Genomic DNA, 21,427 nt, shown 5'->3' with positions numbered 1-21,427 from the left:
AATAACTCTAACGAAAGGTAAAAAAGTGAAAGCGAATAAAGACAAAAAAAGCGGCCTAGGCCGCTTTTTTATTACCAACAACTCAAAATGCTAAGCGCTTTCCGAACGCCCTCTACTGGGGCGGCGTCTCGGAGCTCTCTGTGGTTTTTGGCCATCACTGCGACCCGATTCAGCGCTGCGAGCCCTGCCAGTACCGCCGGAGCGATTTCCATTGCTTCCTTTACCTGCGGTGGCATTGCTATTGCGACCAACGGTTCCACGTCCTTCTGGTTTACCGCGACCACTTCCGCGATTACCACGGCGCTCATCGCTATTGCCACGAGCATCTCGTCCGCCCTCATTATTTCGGGAACCTACAGGGCGTTTACTGGCGCCAGGTTTTTGCTGGCCGCCACGCTTGGGGTTGCCAGAGGCTGGCAACTGATGATCTGGCTCAAAGTCCTCGATTTCCTCGCGGGGAATTGGCTTACCAATTAAGCGCTCGATATCGCGAAGCTGCTTAATTTCATCGGCACTAACAAGGGACATGGCTTGCCCCTGGGCGCCCGCACGTCCTGTACGACCGATACGGTGAACATAATCTTCAGGAACATTGGGCAAGTCGAAATTTACCACCTGGGGTAATTGATCGATATCGATACCCCGTGCAGCAATGTCTGTCGCAACGAGGATCTGCACCTTGCCAGCTTTAAAATCCGCCAGAGCCCGGGTTCTCGCATTTTGGCTCTTATTACCGTGAATAGCCGCTGCCAGGATGCCATCTCCTTCGAGCTGTTTCACCAGCCGATTGGCCCCATGTTTGGTACGGCTAAATACCAGTGCTTGATGCCAGCCATTCTCTCGAATCAGGTGACTTAACAGTTTTGTTTTTCGAGCCTTATCCACAGGGTGGAGCTTCTGTCGTACTGTTTTGGTAGTGGAGTTTCGCGGGCTGACATCAATCTCCAGCGGGTCCTTCACCAGACCTTTGGCTAGCTGGCGAATCTCAGGAGAAAAGGTTGCCGAGAAGAGTAGATTCTGACGCTTGGCCGGTAAGATCCTCAGCACTCTCTTAATGTCATGGATAAAGCCCATATCCAACATGCGGTCTGCTTCATCTAAGACCAAGGCTTCCAGGCGATCAAAGCGGATTGCCCCTTGATTGTGCAGGTCCAATAGACGACCAGGGGTCGCCACTAGAATATCGGCACCGCCTCGCAGTCGGGAAATCTGGGGATTGATCTTCACTCCACCAAAAACTACCGCATGACGCATTGGCAGGTACTGGCTATAGCTCTGCACATTATCAAACACCTGTGCGGCCAGCTCGCGAGTTGGGGTGAGTACCAATGCGCGCACCTGCCCTTTTCTGGCACGCTCTCCCTGGCTTAAGCGGTGCAACAGCGGCAATGTAAAACCGGCGGTCTTACCCGTGCCCGTCTGGGCTGCAGCCATAATATCACTGCCCTTCATTACCGCCGGAATGGCCTGGGCCTGGATTGGCGTGGGCTCAGTATAGCCCTGCTCTACAACGGCACGGGCAATCTCCTGGGCAAGGCCCAGATCTTCAAACAACATAAATAACCTCAAACTGCGCCCTGGGCGCAATCAAACACATTCGCACCACGAAGGAGCAAATAGAAAAATCGGAGTTGGCATCCAGAGCAAGTGAGGCTCGATGCACACAGCCGTCAATTCACCGGCCAGCCGGCGCGCGGCATTCAGTAGAGGGTTCCGGGAAGAATTTAGAAAAGTTCACGGGGGGATACCGGTAGATCACCGGCCTACAAATGACGCAGCTGAGAAAAATCAGCTGCAGCACTATAACATAATGAAACTGACTGTATAGTTCTCTCGGCTAAAACTGCTCTTCATAGGCATAGACAAAGGGGTTGTTGGGGACCCAGGCCAAGCGAGCGTAACATAGTTCCACGTTCGCAACTTGAGCGTCTATCTTTGTGATATCCAACCCCCGTTGCGAACCAAAGATGATGCAGCCAGGTGCTGCCGGGATACTCACAGCCATGTCAGAAAATAGCAATGTCAGTAATGAGCACCAGATAGAACTAATTACTCTCGGTAATGGGCGCAGGGTATCAATACGCCCCATCTGCCGCAGTGATAGCCAACTGGAGAAAGAACTGATAGAAGACTTATCTCCAGAAACCCGGCGAGACCGCTTTATCGGCGGCAGCTGTAAAGCCAGCCAAAAGCTGATTGAGCTACTCACCGATAACGACCATCAAGTTCATGAGGCCTTTATTGCACTCTGCACCAGCGACCATGCGCAGAGGGCCGTTGCTACCGCACATTACGCCGTAGATGCAGACGGGCTAGCCTGCGAGTGCGCAGTTGTGGTCCGCGATGATTGGCAGGGATTGGGGCTAGGTCGATTAATGTTAAAGCGCCTGATCGACTGCGCAAAAGAACAGGGCTTGCAGCGAATTTATTCCATTGAGTCCGCCGACAATAAACGCGTGCAGACATTTGCCCGTTCGATGGGATTTATTTGTAAAGCCGATCCGAAAGACTACACCCTATTAACTTATACACTCGATTTGCAGGCTGGCCGACAAGCCAACGGCTTTGATACGGCCTCCAGGGAGGCCGGAATTAACCTAAATTAAATACACTCTTAATATTCATGGCGGTTAGCAAAGGTTATTTGGCTGCCGCCATCCTCTAAAAGCCGAACAATTTCCTTTTGCAAGTTCACAACCTCCCCTTACCTTATCAACTTCACCCATAGGTGACCTTCCGGTCAGCATATTCATAGATCTATTTAACTACAGGCAAAGTCGATCGGGAACAACGCCAGCTGGAAAAGCTTTAAACTCTCCTAAAGCAATCAAAGAAAAAGTGAAACTTTGCTTACATAAATTTTAGAGAAATGAGCAATTGCCAAAAGTTGAATCAATTTAGCCTAACCACATGTAGTGCGCCGCTACTGATACAAACGTAATTCATGGCACTTTATTTTTTTGATTAACACTAGATTTTAGTGACAATTTATGCCTATTAAAATGAAATCAATAAAACTGCTTCTGACCATATCAATTTGTTTATTTATATCATCTTGCGCAGTGAACATCAGAAATTATATTGCAAGCTCAAAAAGCTTCCCTTACGACCACGTAGTTTCAAATGAGCAGATAAAATCATGGGGATTCCATAAAAATAACTACTGTGACAAGCTAAGAAACTTGTGCATTAGCTATTTCTTTGCTGCCCCCCTTGAAAAGGGTAAAATTAAATACTCCATAGAAACTGACTCTGGCAATCAAACCAGTCAAGTTAATCTATCTATAAATAAAGAAGTCCTGAACAAACATTATTCTGGGACCATCATTCTTTTACATGGATTCCGAATCTCAAAAGAATTCATGCTTCACTCAGCATTATATTTTCGTCTCCTTGGATTTCAGGTGGTTATTCCAGACCTACTCGGCCATGGTGAATCTGAAGGCCGTAAGGAATATGGCGTTGGTGATAGCGAAGTGATTAACAGGCTAATTGACGAGCTTATCCATAAAGGCCTGATAGAAAGTAAAAACATTTATCTTCTTGGTAATTCCATGGGGAGCCTTACTGCGGCGAGAATCGCTCAATCTCGACAAGATATCAGCGGCCTAATATTACAAGCCCCCATGTTGGAATTTGACCAGTCTGTTTATAATTATGCCCAAGAGAATTTTCCCCTACTTAGTAGAGCATTCTCTGAAAAAGAAATAAAAATAGGAGCGTCAATGGCGCTAGAGGAAGCCAATATAAGCCTACTGAAAACACAAATTGAACCTTTACTAACCAACACTCCTGTGCCCGTGCTTTTATTTGCTTCCAATACTGACCCAATTTCACCCTATGATCACTTTCAAAACCTGCATCAGGACCATATCAAAATAGTGCTCCTGAAAGATAGAAATCACCCGAGTATGGCGGTTATTGGGGAAATTGAGCATAGCGCTTTACAGGATTGGCTTCCCAAGGCAAGTAATATCACTATTCAATACCATTAAACCTGCTGGCCTAGTATAGGAAGTAGCAAGGCGAAACTCACTAGTTCGGCCTTGCTAAAAAAGACAATTAGCTATTCCTTGAAAAATATCACATTTCAGTTGAAGAAATCTTCACAAGCTAAGGGGCCGCTAAATTCTAAAAGCCCCTGAGGCATCTGGACAGACTCAACCAAATCTCCCTTTTTATACAAAGAGAAGTTAATATTAGCCTGCATGGATTTCATATACCTTTGCTCACCGCCAAAGATGATAACCGAAGGAAACAATAGTGGATAAAAGCTATTAATATCTGCTTGCGCCTCCATAACCAACTTATACTTTATTTTGTTTAGCTCAACTTTGAGACGACCAGCGCAAGCATCCAGCTCCCTCTTTACGGAGAGATTATTAAATGCTGGGTGAAAAATCAGATCATACTCATCTGAAATATATCGGCCTGCCCACATCTCGAAATTAGACTCTCCCAGTTTTGCTCCGGTAAACATATAGTAAAGTTCATCTGACAGGCCCATTGAATAGATCATTCCGGCACTGGATTCTTTGTCATACCATCCCTTATCCAGCTGTGCAAACCCCTGCCCTATTAGGGACTGACCTGCATCACTAAAGTTGTATTCAATAGGAGTCCCAACTGTATAGAGAAACCATCTTCCTCCAACTCCCGGCAGCTCTGGAATAATACCGAACGGTGTCTGACCTGGGTTTAAACCATGCCAATAATGATGATGCTCCCCGGCCCAATACATGGAAAAATTAAAGTCTGAGTGACTTACTCTAAGACCCTCCTCATCTGCCACAACGACCCCTGGAACCTCGTAATAAAAACCATCGGAGCCATCTGGATTAGACAAAATCACTTCGTCCCGGAAAATATCATATTTGACCTCAACACCGCTTCTAGGTGAAAACGCCAAGTGGATATAGGCTTTAGGTGCAGGCGCAACAAAATCAGGGGCAATATAGGTTTGGAGACTTATCTTGAAGTATCCAACATCCGGCACAGCAATATTGTAAAACCATTGTTCTGCCCAGGTTTTATCTGACGTAGGTGTATGGGCCCGGAGATCCTCCAAAGTGGTTGCCGATAGTAAGGAACTGAAAGATCCCATAAGAAATAAAACGAATACCTGAAATATTTTTCTATAAGACACCGTTTACCCTCTTTCTTAAACTAAATGAATAGAAAACCTCACAAATTCACTACAAATCTACAGAGAGGGCATACTAACAGCATGATTACGGACAAAGCTTGAAAACAAGCAGGCTATTTTTCAGGTTGAGAAGGTGCGCACAAAAATTCAATATTGCAAACAAAAGCTGGAAGCTCCTCAGCTAAAACTCTCATCGATATTCTTCATCTCAAGAAGCGGCGTAAAATACCTCTTTTTTCACTCAGGCAACGCCTAAACTGTTTGGCAATTTCCCACCGGTTACTGGTAAGGCAAATAATATGAATAAATCCATCCCTTCACGCCTTCCTCTATTCATTGACGGCGACTGGGTGCAGTCCAATACCAAGGAGTGGCTGGATGTGACAAACCCCGCCACAGGTGAGGTTTTAACCCAAGCCCCCTATACCACTGAGGCCGAACAACTCCAGGCAATCAACGCCGCCAAGCGGGCATTCATTTCTTGGCGGAACACCCCAGTTCCTACTAGAACACGTATTATGCTCAAGTACCAAGCTCTCCTGAAAGAGCACCAAGAAGCCCTGGCCGAGATTCTCGCAGAGGAAACCGGTAAAACATTTGAAGATGCCAAGGGGGATGTTTGGCGAGGCATTGAGGTGGTTGAGCATGCCGCCAATATTGCTACCCTGCTAATGGGGGAAACTGTTGAAAACGTTGCCAGTGCTATAGATTGCTATTCCTATATTCAACCCATTGGCGTCTGCGCCGGTATTACGCCATTCAACTTTCCCGCAATGATACCGTTGTGGATGTTTCCGCTAGCGATTGCCTGTGGCAATACCTTTATTCTTAAACCTTCTGAACAAGACCCCATTACACCTTGCAAACTGGCTGAATTATTTGAGCAGGCAGGAGCACCCAAAGGGGTTCTACAAGTTATCCATGGTGGTCGCGAGCAGGTAGATTTCTTACTAAAAAATCCGGATATTAAAGCTATATCTTTTGTCGGTTCCGTGCCAGTTGGGCGCCATATCTATCAAACAGGCACTCAATATTTAAAAAGAGTACAGGCCTTTGCCGGGGCAAAAAACCACATGGTAGTGATGCCTGATGCAAATAAAAATGCCACTATTAACAATATCATCGGCTCTTCTGTAGGGGCTGCCGGTCAGCGATGCATGGCTATTTCGGTTGTGGTATTAGTGGGTGAAGCGCAAAGTTGGATTCCTGATATACAGGATGCGATGGCAAAGATAATACCCGGGCATTGGAAGAATCCACAATCCGACTACGGCCCCTTAATTTCACCTGCTGCAAAGGAACGTGTGCTGGGTTATATCGAGACGGGCAAAAAAGAAGGGGCGGATTGCCTTCTGGATGGTTCAAAAATTACAGTGGATGGATATCCCCATGGTAACTGGGTTGGCCCTACATTATTTGCCAATGTTACTACCGAGATGTCAATTTACACTGATGAAATTTTTGGGCCAGTGTTATGTCTGGTGAATGTAGATCACTTAGATGATGCAATAAAACTGGTGAATGACTGCCCTTACGGCAATGGGACCTCCATATTCACTGCCAGCGGTGCAGCCGCACGTAAATATCAGCATGAAATTCTTGTGGGCCAGGTAGGAATCAATGTGCCTATCCCGGTTCCATTACCTTTCTTTAGCTTTACTGGCTGGCGCAGTTCATTTTATGGGGATCTCCACGCTTATGGTAAGCAGGCCGTGCGTTTTTATACCGAAACAAAAACCATCACAGCCCGCTGGTTCGATTCAGATATTGAACATGCCGAACAGGCAAATATGACGATACAGTTAAAGTAACTGCACATACCAATAAAATTTAATTTTTTGGATACTGCCATGAATAAAATCACAGCCTTCCTTGGTCTGGGGCATATGGGTGCCCCAATGGCTTTTAACTTAATCAAAGCTGGATTCCGTGTAAGAGGTTTCGATCCAGTAGAGGAGTTGCTTCAGAAATCTGTAGAACAGGGAGTTGAAAAATGTTCATCAGCAACAGAAGCGGTGAAGGGAGCAGATTTTGTTATTAGTATGTTACCCAGCAGTGCTGCGGTAGAGAGCCTTTATATTGAAAAAGATCATCTGCTGGAAGCTATCGAAGAGAGATCCTTAATTATTGATTGCTCCACAATTTCAGCAAGCAGCTCAAAACGCCTACTTAACGCCGCACGAAATAAAGGCCTTCATGCAATAGAGGCTCCTGTTTCTGGCGGAGTCAAAGGGGCAGCTGCCGCAACTCTCAGCTTTATGTGTGGCGGTGAGCACGAGGATGTAGAGCGAGCCAAAACAGTTCTACAGCATATGGGGGCCAATGTTTTTTTTGCAGGCCCTGCCGGAGCTGGGCAAACGGCAAAGATCTGCAACAATATGTTGCTGGCTATTCATATGATTGGCACCGCCGAGGCACTCCAATTGGGGGTGGATAACGGCCTTGATCCCAAAGTGCTAACTGAAATCATGGCGAAAAGCTCGGGCGCCAACTGGTCCCTACAAACTTATAATCCTTATCCCGGTGTTATGGATAGTGTGCCCGCTAGCAATCAGTATCGTGGAGGCTTTAAAGTGGGGTTGATGTGTAAGGATCTGGGGCTTGCTCAGCAAGCCGCCGACAATAGCAAAAGCTACACACCGCTCGGCTCACTAGCCAGAAATCTATTTGGCTTACACAGTCTGAAGGGCAATGAAGAACTGGATTTCTCCAGTATCCAAACAATTTTCAGGAAGGAGGCCGACCAATAGCTAGATTGTTCACCCTCTTTCCCGATCTAACTCATCTATCGATCCTGGCCTGTAGCGGCTATTTGCACTTCGCGGATATTCACATTCTGGGGCTGGCTGTACATAAACAACGCCGTACGAGCGATGTCCTCTGCATTAATGGCGCCACCTATGGAGGCCTTCCACTCTTCGTAAGCTTTGATAATCTCTTCAGAAGTGGTATGACTCAGTAGCTCTGTCTCCACAGCTCCTGGGCATAGGGCCATAATACGTACTCCGCTTGCGGCAACCTCTTCACGCACGGTTTCGCTAATCGCCGACACTGCGTACTTGGTTCCGCAATAGGCAGCATGATTGATGAATGTCTTCACGCCGGCAATCGAGCTGATATTGAGGATAGTACCGCGACCACGAGACTTCATATCGGCCAAAACAGCCTGCATGGAGTTCATCAAGGCGAGCACGTTGACATCAAACATCTCCCGCCACTCTTCAGCACTCTGGGTCTCTATGTTCCCTAGCAACATCTTACCGGCATTGTTCACCAAACAATCTACAGGCCCATAAAGAGTCTCAGCCTCCTGAATTGCTGCAGATAACGCAGCAGGATCGGTGACATCGACCTGTCTGCAGAGGGTGTTCGGTAAATTCATCGCTTCTAATTTTTCCAGACGACGCGCCAATAGCAACAACGGATGCCCGGCATCCGACATATGCTGAGCTATTGATGCTCCAATTCCAGAGCTGGCACCTGTTATTACAATCAATGGCTTAGACATACTGACTCTCTCTTCTGCAATCAATGATTAAAGACTTCGGGATAACCCTTTTGTATCGGCAGTATAGAATTTAGAATTACGTCTATTAACTCAACTAATGTGAAATCATTGTTTGGAATTAATGAACAATATCTCTTGGCGAGCCATACGCGCCTTTATTGCTGTGGCTGAGCGGGGCAGTTTTACTGCTGCTGCGGATCATACAGGTTTCTCCAAAGCTACACTCAGCCAACAAGTCTCCGAATTAGAGTCCACCCTGGGTGTTCAACTGTTACACCGTACCACCCGTAAGCTGCGGCTTACTGAGGTCGGTGAAGGCTATTACCAGCGATGCAAGCAGGCAATACAGCAACTAGATAGTGCCGCAGAGTGGGCAACACATGCCAAAGAGGAAATAAAGGGGAAAATTCGTATCAATGCGGTGGGTGGGATTATCGGCGAGGAGATCATTGCCCCCCTAGTCATTAAGTTCCAGAAAACTTATCCCGAAATACAAATACAGCTGGATTTTTCCAGTGTGCGTGTCGATCTCATTGAGGATCGTTACGATTTAGTAATACGTATGGGGCAGCTGCCAGATTCCACCCTCGTAGTACGCAAACTGCACAGTATCAAAACCCGCTATGTTGCGAGTCCGGATTTTATCAAAATGCGTGGCCCAATTCTAAAGCCCATGGACCTCTCGAAAGTACCCCTAATTTACGGCAGTGTTGATCAGTGGGTGCTAACGCGTGGTAAGACCAGGCATAAGATTGAGGTGGAACAGGGTATCAAACTGATCAGCGGCCGGGCGATGCACCTTGCAGCACTGGCAGGACTTGGTGTAACTCGCCTGGCAGACATCTACGTCCAAGCAGATATCGAAAAAGGTAAATTACAGGAAATTTTGCCTGGATGGTCAGAGTCCACCCAGCTCTCTATGGTTTGCCCCCCGCTGCGCCATCAATTAGTTCGCGTACGTAGCCTGATGCAATGGCTAAAAAACCACTTCTCCAAAGAGTATGGACAGCTACTGAAAAGGGAACCAGCAGAAGACTAATCAACAATAAAAGATATGAACCTATATACAGTAATGCTTACAAACACTAAGCAATTTCATCCGTCCTTTCCTGCTCTTTTTTCAAAATGTCTGCGGGGCTTTCAGCGCTGCTACTATACTCAGGTTCTACCACTTCTTGCCTTTCAGTATTAATGAACGGGTAAATACAAAAGACCAGTGCCAGGAGTACCCAAAAAGCCGTTGCCTGTGCCATAGGCACAGTTAAATAAAGCCAAAATACCTTTTCACCTTTTAGCGCTGCATTAATATAGACCGCTGAGCCACCAAACCCTACCAATACGGGGCTTATATAGGGAATAAAGTTGATCCAGTACCCCTTTAAATCCTTGGCCATACGCTCACACCAGCGAACCATAAAAGGCAAAGGAAAATTAGCAAGAATGATTCCCAGTAAAACTTCAAGAAGCCCAACATTCCAGCCCAAGAGGAAGGCCAGATAAGCAAAGACCAGTATATTCAGGGTAATGCAGAACCATAAAACACCACGAAAATAAGCCACGCTATAAATCCCTTTTAAGAAACCTTCTGATTATTGATCATATCACCATTAGCTCCCAGTATCCTTGAGAGAGCAAAAACCATAGAGTTAATCTTATATATTGAATAAAAATATTATTAGACTATCTAAAACGACCCAGGTAAAGATCCTTGCAGCTGTTCAATAGCATCCAGCTCTTCTTCTGTTAAGGCTTTATAACCCCGCAAATAGGGCCAACCATAGCCCCAACGGAATGAGGTTGGCAAGAATAGCGTCCCGTCAACTCTAACCCCTACCAGCATCAACAACGCAACTTCCCTCTCCCCAGTTTTGGCAACACAAACTTCTAGGTCACGATCAGCCTCTTGCCGCTGCGAATTGCTTCCCCCCTTCCAATAGGCATGATCATGGGCATAGCAGCAATCAAGCCATAATTCACTCTGTTCAAGAGTGCCATCAGGAAAGATACTGCAACCATCGGAATGAAACTCCTGTATCTCCACAGCGGACAAGGGAATCACTTTTTACTGACTGCATTGGGTAAAACTAAATCTACTGGCTTTCTAGAATTTACATAATCACGGAATTCAGGAGCTACATATTCAGATCGCAACTCCCATATCCTCTTAAAGGGAATCATCGATAAATATGCAGTATATTGACGAGTCATTGAGTCCCAGATAGTAAAATCCAGCCTGTTTGCCTTATATTGAAAATAGGCCTCCTCCCAAATTTTAAAAAAACGATATACAAAACCAATGATTCTCAAAGTGTCAGCACTAGATAACGAATCAAAATCCTTCATCGTCTTCGCAAAAACATCTGCCATCGGACCTTCACAAATTGCCGCCACAGCTTCTCGATGAGCAATAGATATCTCATGCATAGAAGCAATTTTGGATTCTTTATTCTGAACTCTTATTAAAGCAGCAAGATAGACTAAGGACGCGACAACTGCGAAGGCTCCAACAAGCTCGCCCACAGCACTTAATGTATCCCACACCATAATCCGACTCTACCCCATCGAATAAGACGGTAATTTAAATAACTTTAGAATCAACTCTTAGCTTTTACAGGTATACCAACAGATAACGCTCTACGACCAAAAGTATATAATCGCCTAACTTAGAACGTTTATTTCCTCTTTATAGGCGTCTGGAAGACTGGCGACCTTTAAGAAAACAAGAAGATGGTTAACGCATCCAAAACTCTAATATTGTTGTCATCTAACAGGTCTCACCAATCAGAAACAATTACTTATACGCCTGAGCACCCTATATACAACCAGCCAACGACATAACCTTTAAATAAAAGCAAAAATAGTCCCTCTGCCATTAAATTTCAGAGAGTTCAAATTAGTAAGTAAAAGTATCCACCAAGGATAAAGCGAGAAGGAAGAGGTGAAATATATCATCCTAAAAAAATCGCGGCATATTTGTTAAACATATTTCTATGCCGACAGAAAAAACAAGAGAGGAGAATGAAAGATGAGTTGTGAGCGAAATGACAAAGGCATCTCGCTCAGTTGCAGCTACCTAGCCGAGAATTTTCTTCACGTGTCTTCTAATTTTTCTGTGTACATTTCTATCATCAGCGATAGAACTCAGGAATTCCTTGTACTCACTTTTATTAACCGTACCTAGAGCTTTGCAGTACCAGGCAAGTGTATCGATATGTAGTTTGTCTACAGGCTGCCTAACATCCTTTTCTACTGCCTTATAAAACCACTCCTGAATTACGGTTTCAGCAGCTCCATCGCGGACAACTTCCTCAGCGGCAAACCGCTGCATGATCATATCGTTACTATTGAGCAAATTTAGTAAGCGTGTAGTATGCAAGCTATTAGTAGCTACATGGCCTTCCATATTTTGCATCAATGCATTGCGCTTTTGATAAAAACTAAACTTGGTCAGCACATGCTTCGCTCGATTTCTAATCGCACGATTACCACTTTCACGCATTATCTTATTGATAGTGGGTGAATATTTTGTATTTCCAGATGATGAAAGTGTACGTAATAAATTGACGATTTCACTAATCACTTGCTCATCGCGTTGAGCAACTGTCATATTCGCCTGGTGTTTTTCTAGGAGAACCTGTTCAGCCACATCAAATAAACGTTCATCACTTAATCCAGATCCTGTTATACGATTAGCAGCTTTGGATAAGGCTAAGTTATCTTCGCCTTTTAGTTCTGCTATAAAACTATCTATCTCCAGATTAAGTAAAGACTGAATATCTTTTGCCAACCCGGCTAAAGGAGAAACGAAAAAAATAAAAAAGATAAATAAATGGCTTAATTTCACAAAATACCTTCCATAGCGCTTTAAATTGTTGCCCTAGTAAACTAAGGCAACCTAAGAAAAATAGATCAGCGATTAATTAGGGCTTAACCCACTTCAGCCAGATTCCCTTTACTTTCCAGCCACTGCTTGCGATCCCCGGCACGCTTTTTAGCCAAGAGCATATCCAAAAGCTGATTGCTGTCATCGCCGGCATCAATATACAGTTGCACCAGGCGACGGGTATTGGGGTCCATGGTGGTTTCACGCAACTGCATGGGGTTCATTTCACCCAGACCTTTAAAGCGAGTCACCTGTATTTTGCCCTTTTTCTTTTCTGCGCTTATACGATCGAGGATACCCTGCTTCTCTGATTCATCCAGCGCATAGTAAACATCTTTACCGATGTCTATGCGGAACAGTGGCGGCATGGCGACATAGACATGACCGTTAGTTACCAGCGGACGGAAGTGACGTAAGAACAGAGCGCAGAGTAGTGTGGCGATGTGTAGGCCATCGGAGTCGGCATCGGCGAGGATACAGATTTTGTTGTAGCGCAGCCCTTCCAGATTGTCACTGCCTGGATCAACACCCAGCGCCACTGCAATATCGTGCACTTCCTGGCTGGCGAGAATCTCTGCGGAGTCCACTTCCCAAGTATTCAGGATTTTACCGCGCAGCGGCATGATGGCCTGGAACTCGCGATCCCGCGCTTGCTTGGCGGAACCACCAGCGGAGTCCCCCTCCACCAGAAAGAGTTCGGAGCGGGAGGTATCGGCACTGGAACAGTCCGCCAACTTGCCCGGCAGCGCGGGCCCCTGAGTGACTTTCTTACGCGCGACTTTTTTTGCTGAGCGCATTCGTTTTTGTGCATTACCAATGCACAACTCGGCAAGCTTATCACCCTCTTCCGTATGTTGGTTCAGCCACAGGCTGAACGCATCCTTGGCCACGCCAGAAATAAACGCGGTGGCCTCACGGGAGGAGAGGCGTTCTTTTGTCTGCCCGGAGAACTGCGGGTCTGCCAGTTTGGCGGAGAGTACGTAAGAGCATTGCCCCCAGATATCCTCAGGGCCCAACTTAATACCACGGGGTAATAAATTGCGGATCTCGCAGTACTCACGCATGGCATCCAGAAGGCCCGCGCGCAGCCCATTCACGTGGGTACCGCCCTGGGCGGTGGGGATCAGGTTAACGTAGGATTCGGCGGTAATCTCACCGCCCTCCGGCAGCCATTGCACTGCCCAGTCTGCCGCTTCGGTAGAAGCGGCAAAGCTACCCACAAAGGGCTCGACCGGCAAGATTTCCCAGCCTTGATTGGCAGCGGCGAGGTAGTCTTTGAGACCGTCCTCGTAGTACCACTCGTCTGATTCACCGTCCTGCTCATTAATAAAAGTGACCGTCAGGCCGGGGCACAATACCGCCTTGGCGCGCAGTAGGTGACGCAGTCGCACCACGGAGAATTTTGCGGAATCAAAATACTTGGGGTCGGGCAGAAAGCGTACACTGGTGCCTGTGGTGCGCTTTGCACAATTACCGACAACCTCAAGATCCGAGGCCTTTTCCCCATCTTTGAAACCGATTCGGTGCACCTTACCATCCCGCTGGATGGTCACTTCCAACACTTTGGAAAGAGCGTTTACTACAGAAACACCCACACCGTGTAGACCACCGGAAAACTGGTAATTTTTGTTGGAGAACTTACCACCAGCGTGCAGGGTGGAAAGAATCACTTCAACACCAGGGCGCCCCTGTTCCGGGTGAATATCCACCGGCATACCGCGACCGTTATCGCTAACCGAGAGCGATTGGTCTTTGTGCAATACCACTTCAATTTTTTTCGCGTGCCCGGCAAGCGCTTCGTCGACACTGTTGTCAATCACTTCCTGGGCGAGGTGGTTGGGGCGGGTGGTATCTGTGTACATGCCCGGGCGCTTTCGCACCGGGTCCAGCCCTGTGAGTACCTCAATATCTTCGGCGGAATAATTGGCCATAATGGTTATAAATTACTGCTGGTTAAATAGAAATTCGACAATGGGATCGCAGTAACGCGCGAAGCCCTGAAAGCTGTGATCGCCCCCCTCCTCGACAGTTTGACGCTGCCCTTGATAGAAAGACTCTGCATCGCGGTAATCGAGGGTTTCATCGCCTCGCTGTGCCAAAAGCCAATAGCGGCTCAGCAGTGGACTGGGTATCTCTGCTTCCAATTGCGCCATGGTATCAACGTCCGCACCGCTTAGGCGATACTCCTGCGACTCACCACTGTAGGGTTGTAACACCTGGCCGACGTAGGCCGGCATAAAGCGGGATGGGCGAACGGCCGGATTGATCAACACCGCTGGCAAATGGTAACGCTCGCCTAGGTAGGTACACCAGAATCCCCCCATAGAGCTACCAACCAACCCTATTGGGCCGCAGTTGTCTGAGTCAAAGAAGCCATCCAATAGGCGCAGCAATGATTGCTGAGCACTTCCTGGATAGGGGGAGACTTGTGGCGCACAGAAAATGATCTGTGGGTGATTGGCAGCCAACCGGTCCCGCATCAGCTGGCATTTAAAGGACTGAGGCGATGAAAGAAAGCCGTGCAGATAGATCAGCAGTGGCCTTCCGTTGAGATTTTGTGTTTGCATAGTCGGGGATTATAGCGCCCCACGGCAGCAATGGGGCTGGCCTCCTCACAGTTCCTGCTCTTCCAGAGACCGATTACAGCAGCGATCTGTTCAAGCTAGCAAAAGCCCGGCGAATATCCACACGCATATCTGACCAAAAGGTAACACTGGTGAAACGTTCCAGCCGTCCACCCGGCCCAGAGGAACCGAAATTCTCACCAATATCCCGCCGATCGCGAAAATGCATTACTGCGCTGCCGTTACGATCGTACAAAGTACCTACCAGCTGTGCGTAGGCGCTCTGCTCTGTATAGACACGCCAAGTCCAGGGAGATGGATCTAGCGGTGCAGCCAGGGAAAAATCTTGCAGTGACAGGGATAGGGTGTAGTCGGCTTCCGCCTGCTCCGACACTTGCTGGGCATTGCGCGGTTTTAGCAGCTTATTACTAAAGCTCTGCGCCAACAGTGTATTCAAACGCTGTAGATCCCTATGGTCCAGCTCGTAATCTTTTTCCCGATATTGGCGCCTGGGTAGGGAGGAGAATCGCTTGGTGTAGTCAATTTGAACCGGTGCGATATAAACCTTAGCACCACTGAGATCCAAGGCGAAAGCTGCCGCGACTTCATCGAGCTGGCTGGGGCGTGCTTCCAGACCATCACTACGATCCTGTAAAGTGGACTGCTGACTACAAGCCGTAATCAATAATAAAATTGCGAGGAGAGGTATAGAAAATAATTGTTGCATTTACAAGCTCCTGAATTTCCGAAAAATATCTATTCGGCGAGAGGCTCCAATCACATTATCTATCACCGTTAGGCTTCAAACCTCGGCAATTCTAGAAACCACACTTGAATACTTTATTGGCTCACCTTTCACCACGCTTTTCCCATATTCAAAAAGCACCGCTCAATACAGGTAATCTCATTGTACGGGGAGGATAGGGGAAAAACACAGGGGATTGGTTAAGAATGGTTTTATTTGGTTTTTTTGCTGAAAAAGAGAGGGGAAAATACATTGTGCTCAGGTCGCGCAAAATAGGAATGGTTGTTACCAATAGGCAGTGACCTGTTTGCTGCCTATTCCGAAAACATTGCATTCTTTACTGGGGAGCCAATAGCAAGGAGGAAGACTTGAGAGCTTTAGTGAAAGTACCGCTGCGAATTCGCAGCGGTTTGACTTAAATCAATAACCGGATGAGGCGAGATCGACACAATACTTGGAGATAGCCACCCGCTCCACACCGGTTTCGTAGGAGCCATCGCTATACAGTTCAAACCAGCGGTAGCCGGGCATCTCTTCGTCGACAGCGAAGGGGCCACTGCCGGGAGTAAACTGTACCGAAGTAGAGGGAGTGGCATGCAGACCGAGATGGCCTCGGTTGCTGTCAAACTGCTGGTGTACATGCCCCCAAACCAAGGCTTTTACCTGGGGGGCTTGATCAACTATTTGCAAAAATGTCTCACAGCCTTCGCGCAGCATATGGCCATCAATCCACTTACTCCCCACAGGGACCGGCTGGTGATGCATCATAATAATCACCGGGTGATCGCGAGTCTCCCAAAGGAGCAACTGAAGGCGCTCCAGTTTCGCGCTGTCCAAGCCACCACAAATCTGCCCTGTCACACTGGTATCCAACAGCAGCAGGCGCCAATCCCCCAAGGAGACCAAATCGATACAGCGATTGGGGGCCAGTTTTTTCATGCGGGCACTCACATCGTGATTGCCGGGCAGCCAGTACCAGGGCATGGAAAGTATGCGGGTCTTTTCTAAGAACCGGCAGTAGGATGCCTCAGAACCATTGGCGCTGATATCGCCAGTGGCGACCAGAGCCCGGGCATGGGGCTGCCTGCTTTGGAGAGAGGTCAAAACTTCATCGAGGGTGTGGCCGGTATCCAGACCCAATAATTGATAATCGGGCCTGCTGCCGATATGTGGATCTGTGATCTGGATAAGACGGTGCGAAGTCACCCCCAGGGGTGAATCCGACTTGTTGTGCTCGCGAATCACTTGCTCACCTTGTGTTCACATCCGTGTGTTCTGCAGCAGAATTAAAATCTCTGGCCATCCAACACCAGTTCAAATTCTGCACGACCATTTGCAAGACAGTACTCCAACCATTCACCAAGGAAGCGATTGGCTTGGGGTCTCTCATCTGCATGCTGCATACGGGGATTGGGATAGGCGGTATCCACTCCTTTACCACCCACCGGCCCGCGACCATTGGCTTTAATCACCTCCGCCATACACGCATCGTGGTAGAGGCGTACAGTCAAGTCGGGAGGTTCCAGCCATTGGCACTCGTTAAGATTTACCTCCGCCGCCAGAGACACCTCCGTGGTATATCTGGAGCGCTCCACTACTCTCAACACCAGAGTGCCGCCGGGCAACTGGTAGCGCCAAAGCGCTCTTTGTGAAAGCTCAGGCAACAATTTGCTCAAGCGCAGGTAGTTGGCGTCACAATCGGCATGATAAGACGGTAGATCGACTCGATACACCGCCCTAGCGTTGCCATTTGGCGACATTTTCAACTTCCTTTGCTGCCGCACCTTCGCTTCTCCCAGTAGAGCCATTATCAACACTCCAATTCATTGGCCGCCGTGACTCAGATCTCAGTTTGCTCTATACGCAGGTAACATTGCGTAACGCAAGTGACGGTCAGGCAGTTGGCCTGTGTTTTGTTAATTTTGCCCGGTTCAACTGCAGCCACTGCATACAAATAATGGTGGCCGAATTATCGATAGGGTTCTCTCCTGGAGCATAGTCCCCCGCCATGGCGGCGAGTACCGAGTCCCTGGAAAACACCCGCAAGCGGATATCTTCGTTTTCCTGCTCCAAACCAAAGTAACCTTCCGCACAGTTCAAGTCCACCAGCGCACAGTACAGGTGTAGCCGTTCGGAGCTCCCGCCAACACTGGGCATATAACTGTGGATAAAGTGCAATTCCTGCACTTTGAGCCCCGCTTCCTCCAATACTTCACGCCGAGCTACATCTTTTAGGTCTTCCCCGGCTTCCACCATGCCGGCCACCACTTCCAGACACCAAGGGCCTGCCGGCCGCTCTAGGGCGCCAATACGAAACTGCTCGGTAAGCGCAACAAGGTCTCGCTCAGGGTCGTAGAGCAATACCCCTACTGCCGGACCGCGTACAAACAGCTCCCGGGTAAAGATTTCACTCCAGCCACCACGAAAAAGGCGATGGCGCAGCCGTAGCCGCAACATGGAAAAAAATCCCTTATAAACCGTTTCCCTGGAAACAACTTCTACAGAATCTGCGGAAAACTCTGGGGACAACCCCTTTTGACTCTTCATTTTTGACATTAGTTCGCTGACCTTCTGCGCGAGTGGGGTCTGCATACTCGAACACTATATGACCGGGATGCAGCTGTTATACTCTGCGCCCACCGTACCAGCCTCTCTAGCAAGCGGCCATACGTAATATCTTCCTGGATTTTTTTAGAGACCGCACCACCATGAGAGTGCTCAATATCGCCTACCAGCAACTGCGCCGTTACGGTAAGACGCGGGTTAGCTGGGCACAGAAACTGACTTTTGGCCTGATCAAAAACGATCACTATACGCAGGTGTTCAGCGACCGGGATGTGGCAGCCTTCGAAGCGCCCTTCGGAATCCGCGACCTAGGGGTGAGCAAAGCCAATCGCCGCCTGTTAGAAACGATTGAAGCATTTGAGCCCGACCTGATCATCGCCGGCCACTGCGACATGATCAGTAACGACACCCTGAAGGCGATCAAGCAACAACAGCCCAATTGCCTAATCGCACACTGCAATAACGATCCACTGTTCGTGCCCAGCAATGTTGAGCGTATCAAACATCGCGCCGAAGTGGCCGATGCCATCTTCGTCTCCACCGGCCGTCGCGAGCTGAGTATTTTTGAGGGCATTAACGCCCGGGTTTACCATATGCCCAACCCGGTCGAACCCTCTATCGAAAACCTCAATAATGCCGAACGCACTGATCTGTCTATTGATCTGCTGTTTTGTAGCAACAGCAATAATTTCACCAAGCGCTTGCAAATGGTAAAAAATCTCAAGGATACCCTGGGAGATTCACTGAACTTCAAAACCTACGGCAGCTTTGGTGAAGCGCCAGTATGGGGACGAGACTACGATCGCGCACTCGCGCAAACTAAAATGGGACTGAATTTTAATCGCCAAGACACCCACTACTGGTACTCTTCTGCGCGAATGGCCCAGCTTGCCGGTAATGGTATTTTGCAATTCACCAGTGACAAGCTGCACTTCGACGAACTATTGCCCCCAGAGAGCGTAGTTTACTTTTCTGATGAGCAGGACCTGTTGGAAAAAATCCGCGATTTCCATGGTGATGATGCCAAGCGCCGTACTTGGGCAGCTAAAGCCCGGGAATTTTTCCACACCGAAATGAACTCGAAGCTTTACGCCCAGTACATTGTTGAGGCCACCAGCCTACAGCCCTTTAGTCACGACTACGCCTGGGCCCGCGATATCAACTTGGATGGCACGCTGAAATAACGGGCCACCGGAAGAATTACACAGAATACGTTGGATTTATGAGTAGCAAACCAATTCGAGTGGCACAGGTCCTCGCCGGTGCCGAGCACGGCGGTGCGGAAAATTTTTTCGTGCGCCTGGTGAGCGGTTTGAACCCGCGCACTGAGATTAATGAGAAAGCCTTTATCCGCAACCACGATCACCGTGTGCAAGCGCTGCGTAACAATGGGGTTGAAACCGAAGGTTTTAAGTTTGGTGGCAAACTGGATTTTCTAGGCCGCAGAGTTTATCGCGAGGCACTGAATAACTGGCAGCCGGACATCGTTATGACCTGGATGGGGCGTGCCACTATTATCACTCCCAACTCAAAAAACTATCTACTGGTCAGCCGGCTCGGCCACTACTACAACCTGAAGTACTACCGACACGCAGATTATTGGATCGGTATCAGCAAGGGTATTTGCCAGCATATGATTGATGGTGGTATTCCCAGGGAGCGGATTTTTCATATCCCCAATTTTGCCGATGAAACTCCAGTAGAACCGCTACCACGCAACAGTTTCGATACGCCGGAAGACAAGCCCCTCATCCTCGCTGCAGGCCGTCTGCACATCAACAAGGGCTTCGAAGTCCTGCTGCACTCTCTGGCGCAAATACCCAATGCCACCCTGTGGCTCGCCGGCGTAGGTCCCGAAGAGTCCAACCTGAAAGCCCTGTGCCATAAACTCGGTCTGGACCAGCGCGTGCGCTTCCTTGGTTGGCGCAACGACGTCACTACCCTGATGCGCACCGCAGATTTGTTCGTATGCCCATCACGGCACGAGGGGCTGGGTTCAATTGTGATGGAGTCCTGGGCACACCGATGCCCCATTGTCGCCACCAATTCCCAAGGCCCCGGGGAAGTTATCAGCGATGGTCATAGCGGCCTGATCACACCTATCGATGATGCTGATGCCTTGGCCAAAGCCATCCGCTCCGTGCTGGATAACCCAGAGTTGCGCCAGAGTCTGATCGAGAATGCTGCGGAAGTGTATGCGAATGGCTACTCGAAGCAGTTTATCGTGGATTCCTATATTGAACTCTACGAAACCCTGATGCAACGTGGGCGCCCCTAGCCCTTAGCAAAAATTGCAGACTGCCTTCAAAGTAATTTTTTGCAGCCCTGCCTGTGCGGGCCGCAAAAAAACAGGCCAGTAAAAAATAGTAACTGGTAGTTTTCTGATCTTTGAGGAGTTTCGCCGGCCAACGGCCGGCGATGAGGAGTTAGTTGGAGGGATTATAAAGAGCCGATAATTTTTCAGTTTACTGGTAGGCCTGAGGCAAATCCCTCAACAATTCATACACGCCCCGTGAGATCAGACGCTGACGCTGCTCAATACTGTCTGGGCGAGTCAGGAGTTCACTGGCCCTGCCCCCCCAAATTATCGCGCCGTCGGGGCGACCAATCCCCACACTCATAATTACCAGCGGAGCATCGGTGAGCGGCGGCAGCTCCACGACATCCTGGGGTGCATTGCTATCAAACTGCTTGTCCCAGCTTGGGTCTCGTGTATCGCCGGAAAAAAATTCATCAACCACAGCCACCTGATAATCCACGACCATGTCTGCATTCTGGTCCTGGGCCACCTCTCGGTAACCGCGCTGCTGTAATTGCGCCGCCACTGAGTTGCGCATCTCCTCGTCTAGCTCTACCAATTGTGCTGAGGCATCCGCATCATTGAGTGGCGTCACCCCCCATTTATAGGTAGAAAAAGCCACCGGTTGGGCCCCCGTACTCACCCGCTCCACTTGCATTTCCTGGCACCCGGCCAAGAACAGCAGAGTCATTAATCCCATGGTTATATAACGCATAA

Annotated in this window: 21 protein-coding genes; 7 read left to right on the top strand and 14 right to left on the bottom strand. The window is 48.4% G+C overall.

Going from position 1 to position 21,427, the window contains the following annotated elements; translation table 11 throughout:
- Positions 1-90 precede the first annotated feature (90 nt).
- The gene (locus ACJJIC_RS05225) at positions 91-1,557 is read right to left on the bottom strand and encodes a DEAD/DEAH box helicase (RefSeq protein ID WP_444910657.1); all 1,467 of its coding nucleotides are present in this window, start codon (positions 1,555-1,557) and stop codon (positions 91-93) included.
- A gap of 446 nt (positions 1,558-2,003) precedes the next feature.
- Between ACJJIC_RS05225 and ACJJIC_RS05220 the strand changes: the two genes are divergently transcribed.
- Together ACJJIC_RS05220 and ACJJIC_RS05215 are read left to right on the top strand one after the other, a co-directional pair.
- Positions 2,004-2,606 carry a GNAT family N-acetyltransferase gene (locus ACJJIC_RS05220; protein WP_444882947.1) on the top strand — a complete coding sequence of 201 codons (603 nt, stop codon included), beginning with the start codon at positions 2,004-2,006 and terminating at the stop codon, positions 2,604-2,606.
- Between the two features lie 384 nt (positions 2,607-2,990).
- Entirely contained in the window at positions 2,991-3,995 is a 1,005-nt protein-coding gene (locus ACJJIC_RS05215; protein ID WP_444910658.1) for an alpha/beta hydrolase, read from the top strand.
- Positions 3,996-4,090: 95 nt separating this feature from the next.
- Here ACJJIC_RS05215 and ACJJIC_RS05210 read toward each other — a convergent pair whose 3' ends face one another.
- Positions 4,091-5,146 (bottom strand): hypothetical protein, encoded by a 1,056-nt coding sequence (locus tag ACJJIC_RS05210; RefSeq protein ID WP_444910659.1) that lies wholly within the window; start codon positions 5,144-5,146, stop codon positions 4,091-4,093.
- Positions 5,147-5,445: 299 nt separating this feature from the next.
- Here ACJJIC_RS05210 and ACJJIC_RS05205 point away from each other — a divergent pair, with 299 nt between their 5' ends.
- Together ACJJIC_RS05205 and mmsB are read left to right on the top strand one after the other, a co-directional pair.
- Positions 5,446-6,957, top strand: a complete 1,512-nt coding sequence (locus ACJJIC_RS05205) for a CoA-acylating methylmalonate-semialdehyde dehydrogenase (RefSeq protein WP_444910660.1) — start codon at positions 5,446-5,448, stop codon at positions 6,955-6,957.
- A 39-nt stretch (positions 6,958-6,996) separates the two neighbouring features.
- A complete protein-coding gene (mmsB, locus tag ACJJIC_RS05200; RefSeq protein ID WP_252083522.1) occupies positions 6,997-7,896 on the top strand; it encodes a 3-hydroxyisobutyrate dehydrogenase in 900 nt (299 codons plus the stop codon).
- Between the two features lie 35 nt (positions 7,897-7,931).
- Here mmsB and ACJJIC_RS05195 read toward each other — a convergent pair whose 3' ends face one another.
- Entirely contained in the window at positions 7,932-8,654 is a 723-nt protein-coding gene (locus ACJJIC_RS05195) for an SDR family oxidoreductase (RefSeq protein ID WP_252083523.1), read from the bottom strand.
- A 121-nt stretch (positions 8,655-8,775) separates the two neighbouring features.
- Between ACJJIC_RS05195 and ACJJIC_RS05190 the strand changes: the two genes are divergently transcribed.
- The gene (locus tag ACJJIC_RS05190; RefSeq protein WP_444889231.1) at positions 8,776-9,693 is read left to right on the top strand and encodes a LysR family transcriptional regulator; all 918 of its coding nucleotides are present in this window, start codon (positions 8,776-8,778) and stop codon (positions 9,691-9,693) included.
- A 46-nt stretch (positions 9,694-9,739) separates the two neighbouring features.
- On the opposite strand, the gene ACJJIC_RS05185 is transcribed toward ACJJIC_RS05190, so the two are convergent.
- From ACJJIC_RS05185 to ACJJIC_RS05140, 10 genes are all read right to left on the bottom strand, one after another.
- Complete coding sequence (locus ACJJIC_RS05185; RefSeq protein WP_444889230.1) at positions 9,740-10,213, bottom strand: hypothetical protein; 474 nt, start codon at positions 10,211-10,213, stop codon at positions 9,740-9,742.
- Positions 10,214-10,338: 125 nt separating this feature from the next.
- Positions 10,339-10,713, bottom strand: a complete 375-nt coding sequence (locus tag ACJJIC_RS05180; protein ID WP_444910661.1) for an FAD-binding oxidoreductase — start codon at positions 10,711-10,713, stop codon at positions 10,339-10,341.
- Positions 10,710-11,198, bottom strand: coding sequence for a hypothetical protein (locus ACJJIC_RS05175; RefSeq protein WP_445356557.1), 489 nt, complete (start codon positions 11,196-11,198; stop codon positions 10,710-10,712). The genes ACJJIC_RS05180 and ACJJIC_RS05175 overlap by 4 nt, the downstream gene beginning before the upstream one ends.
- 529 nt (positions 11,199-11,727) lie before the next feature.
- Positions 11,728-12,498 (bottom strand): hypothetical protein, encoded by a 771-nt coding sequence (locus ACJJIC_RS05170; RefSeq protein WP_252083528.1) that lies wholly within the window; start codon positions 12,496-12,498, stop codon positions 11,728-11,730.
- Positions 12,499-12,581: 83 nt separating this feature from the next.
- Positions 12,582-14,468 carry a DNA topoisomerase IV subunit B gene (gene parE, locus ACJJIC_RS05165; RefSeq protein ID WP_286036993.1) on the bottom strand — a complete coding sequence of 629 codons (1,887 nt, stop codon included), beginning with the start codon at positions 14,466-14,468 and terminating at the stop codon, positions 12,582-12,584.
- Positions 14,469-14,480: 12 nt separating this feature from the next.
- Positions 14,481-15,104, bottom strand: a complete 624-nt coding sequence (locus tag ACJJIC_RS05160) for a YqiA/YcfP family alpha/beta fold hydrolase (RefSeq protein WP_252083542.1) — start codon at positions 15,102-15,104, stop codon at positions 14,481-14,483.
- A gap of 73 nt (positions 15,105-15,177) precedes the next feature.
- Positions 15,178-15,828, bottom strand: a complete 651-nt coding sequence (locus tag ACJJIC_RS05155; RefSeq protein WP_444889227.1) for a hypothetical protein — start codon at positions 15,826-15,828, stop codon at positions 15,178-15,180.
- A 438-nt stretch (positions 15,829-16,266) separates the two neighbouring features.
- A complete protein-coding gene (locus ACJJIC_RS05150; RefSeq protein ID WP_252083544.1) occupies positions 16,267-17,091 on the bottom strand; it encodes a phosphodiesterase in 825 nt (274 codons plus the stop codon).
- Between the two features lie 41 nt (positions 17,092-17,132).
- Entirely contained in the window at positions 17,133-17,654 is a 522-nt protein-coding gene (locus ACJJIC_RS05145; RefSeq protein WP_444910662.1) for a DUF1249 domain-containing protein, read from the bottom strand.
- An 85-nt stretch (positions 17,655-17,739) separates the two neighbouring features.
- Positions 17,740-18,438, bottom strand: coding sequence for an NUDIX domain-containing protein (locus tag ACJJIC_RS05140; protein ID WP_444882961.1), 699 nt, complete (start codon positions 18,436-18,438; stop codon positions 17,740-17,742).
- Between the two features lie 116 nt (positions 18,439-18,554).
- On the opposite strand from ACJJIC_RS05140, the gene ACJJIC_RS05135 reads away from it, so the two are divergent.
- Both ACJJIC_RS05135 and ACJJIC_RS05130 read left to right on the top strand, forming a co-directional pair.
- A complete protein-coding gene (locus tag ACJJIC_RS05135) occupies positions 18,555-19,595 on the top strand; it encodes a glycosyltransferase family protein (protein ID WP_444910663.1) in 1,041 nt (346 codons plus the stop codon).
- 38 nt (positions 19,596-19,633) lie between these two features.
- Positions 19,634-20,689: a glycosyltransferase gene (locus ACJJIC_RS05130; protein ID WP_444910664.1), complete on the top strand. Its 1,056-nt coding sequence runs from the start codon at positions 19,634-19,636 to the stop codon at positions 20,687-20,689.
- Between the two features lie 187 nt (positions 20,690-20,876).
- On the opposite strand, the gene ACJJIC_RS05125 is transcribed toward ACJJIC_RS05130, so the two are convergent.
- Entirely contained in the window at positions 20,877-21,425 is a 549-nt protein-coding gene (locus tag ACJJIC_RS05125) for a DUF4136 domain-containing protein (protein WP_252083548.1), read from the bottom strand.
- Positions 21,426-21,427 lie beyond the last annotated feature (2 nt).

The sequence above is a fragment of the Microbulbifer mixtoriginis (SeqCode) genome (assembly GCF_052468275.1).
Note: the sequence above shows the minus strand (reverse complement) of the source record. Positions and strands in the feature narration are given on the sequence as shown.

Bases quoted from the DNA above. Each gene is read 5' to 3' on its own strand.
- ACJJIC_RS05205 (WP_444910660.1), top strand. From the start codon at position 5,446: ATGAATAAATCCATCCCTTCACGCCTTCCTCTATTCATTGACGGCGAC.
- ACJJIC_RS05225 (WP_444910657.1), bottom strand. From the start codon at position 1,557: ATGTTGTTTGAAGATCTGGGCCTTGCCCAGGAGATTGCCCGTGCCGTT.
- ACJJIC_RS05145 (WP_444910662.1), bottom strand. From the start codon at position 17,654: ATGGCTCTACTGGGAGAAGCGAAGGTGCGGCAGCAAAGGAAGTTGAAA.
- ACJJIC_RS05215 (WP_444910658.1), top strand. From the start codon at position 2,991: ATGCCTATTAAAATGAAATCAATAAAACTGCTTCTGACCATATCAATT.
- ACJJIC_RS05220 (WP_444882947.1), top strand. From the start codon at position 2,004: ATGTCAGAAAATAGCAATGTCAGTAATGAGCACCAGATAGAACTAATT.
- ACJJIC_RS05140 (WP_444882961.1), bottom strand. From the start codon at position 18,438: ATGCAGACCCCACTCGCGCAGAAGGTCAGCGAACTAATGTCAAAAATG.
- ACJJIC_RS05155 (WP_444889227.1), bottom strand. From the start codon at position 15,828: ATGCAACAATTATTTTCTATACCTCTCCTCGCAATTTTATTATTGATT.
- ACJJIC_RS05130 (WP_444910664.1), top strand. From the start codon at position 19,634: ATGAGTAGCAAACCAATTCGAGTGGCACAGGTCCTCGCCGGTGCCGAG.
- ACJJIC_RS05135 (WP_444910663.1), top strand. From the start codon at position 18,555: ATGAGAGTGCTCAATATCGCCTACCAGCAACTGCGCCGTTACGGTAAG.
- ACJJIC_RS05175 (WP_445356557.1), bottom strand. From the start codon at position 11,198: ATGGTGTGGGATACATTAAGTGCTGTGGGCGAGCTTGTTGGAGCCTTC.
- ACJJIC_RS05160 (WP_252083542.1), bottom strand. From the start codon at position 15,104: ATGCAAACACAAAATCTCAACGGAAGGCCACTGCTGATCTATCTGCAC.
- parE (WP_286036993.1), bottom strand. From the start codon at position 14,468: ATGGCCAATTATTCCGCCGAAGATATTGAGGTACTCACAGGGCTGGAC.
- mmsB (WP_252083522.1), top strand. From the start codon at position 6,997: ATGAATAAAATCACAGCCTTCCTTGGTCTGGGGCATATGGGTGCCCCA.
- ACJJIC_RS05125 (WP_252083548.1), bottom strand. From the start codon at position 21,425: ATGCGTTATATAACCATGGGATTAATGACTCTGCTGTTCTTGGCCGGG.
- ACJJIC_RS05190 (WP_444889231.1), top strand. From the start codon at position 8,776: ATGAACAATATCTCTTGGCGAGCCATACGCGCCTTTATTGCTGTGGCT.
- ACJJIC_RS05195 (WP_252083523.1), bottom strand. From the start codon at position 8,654: ATGTCTAAGCCATTGATTGTAATAACAGGTGCCAGCTCTGGAATTGGA.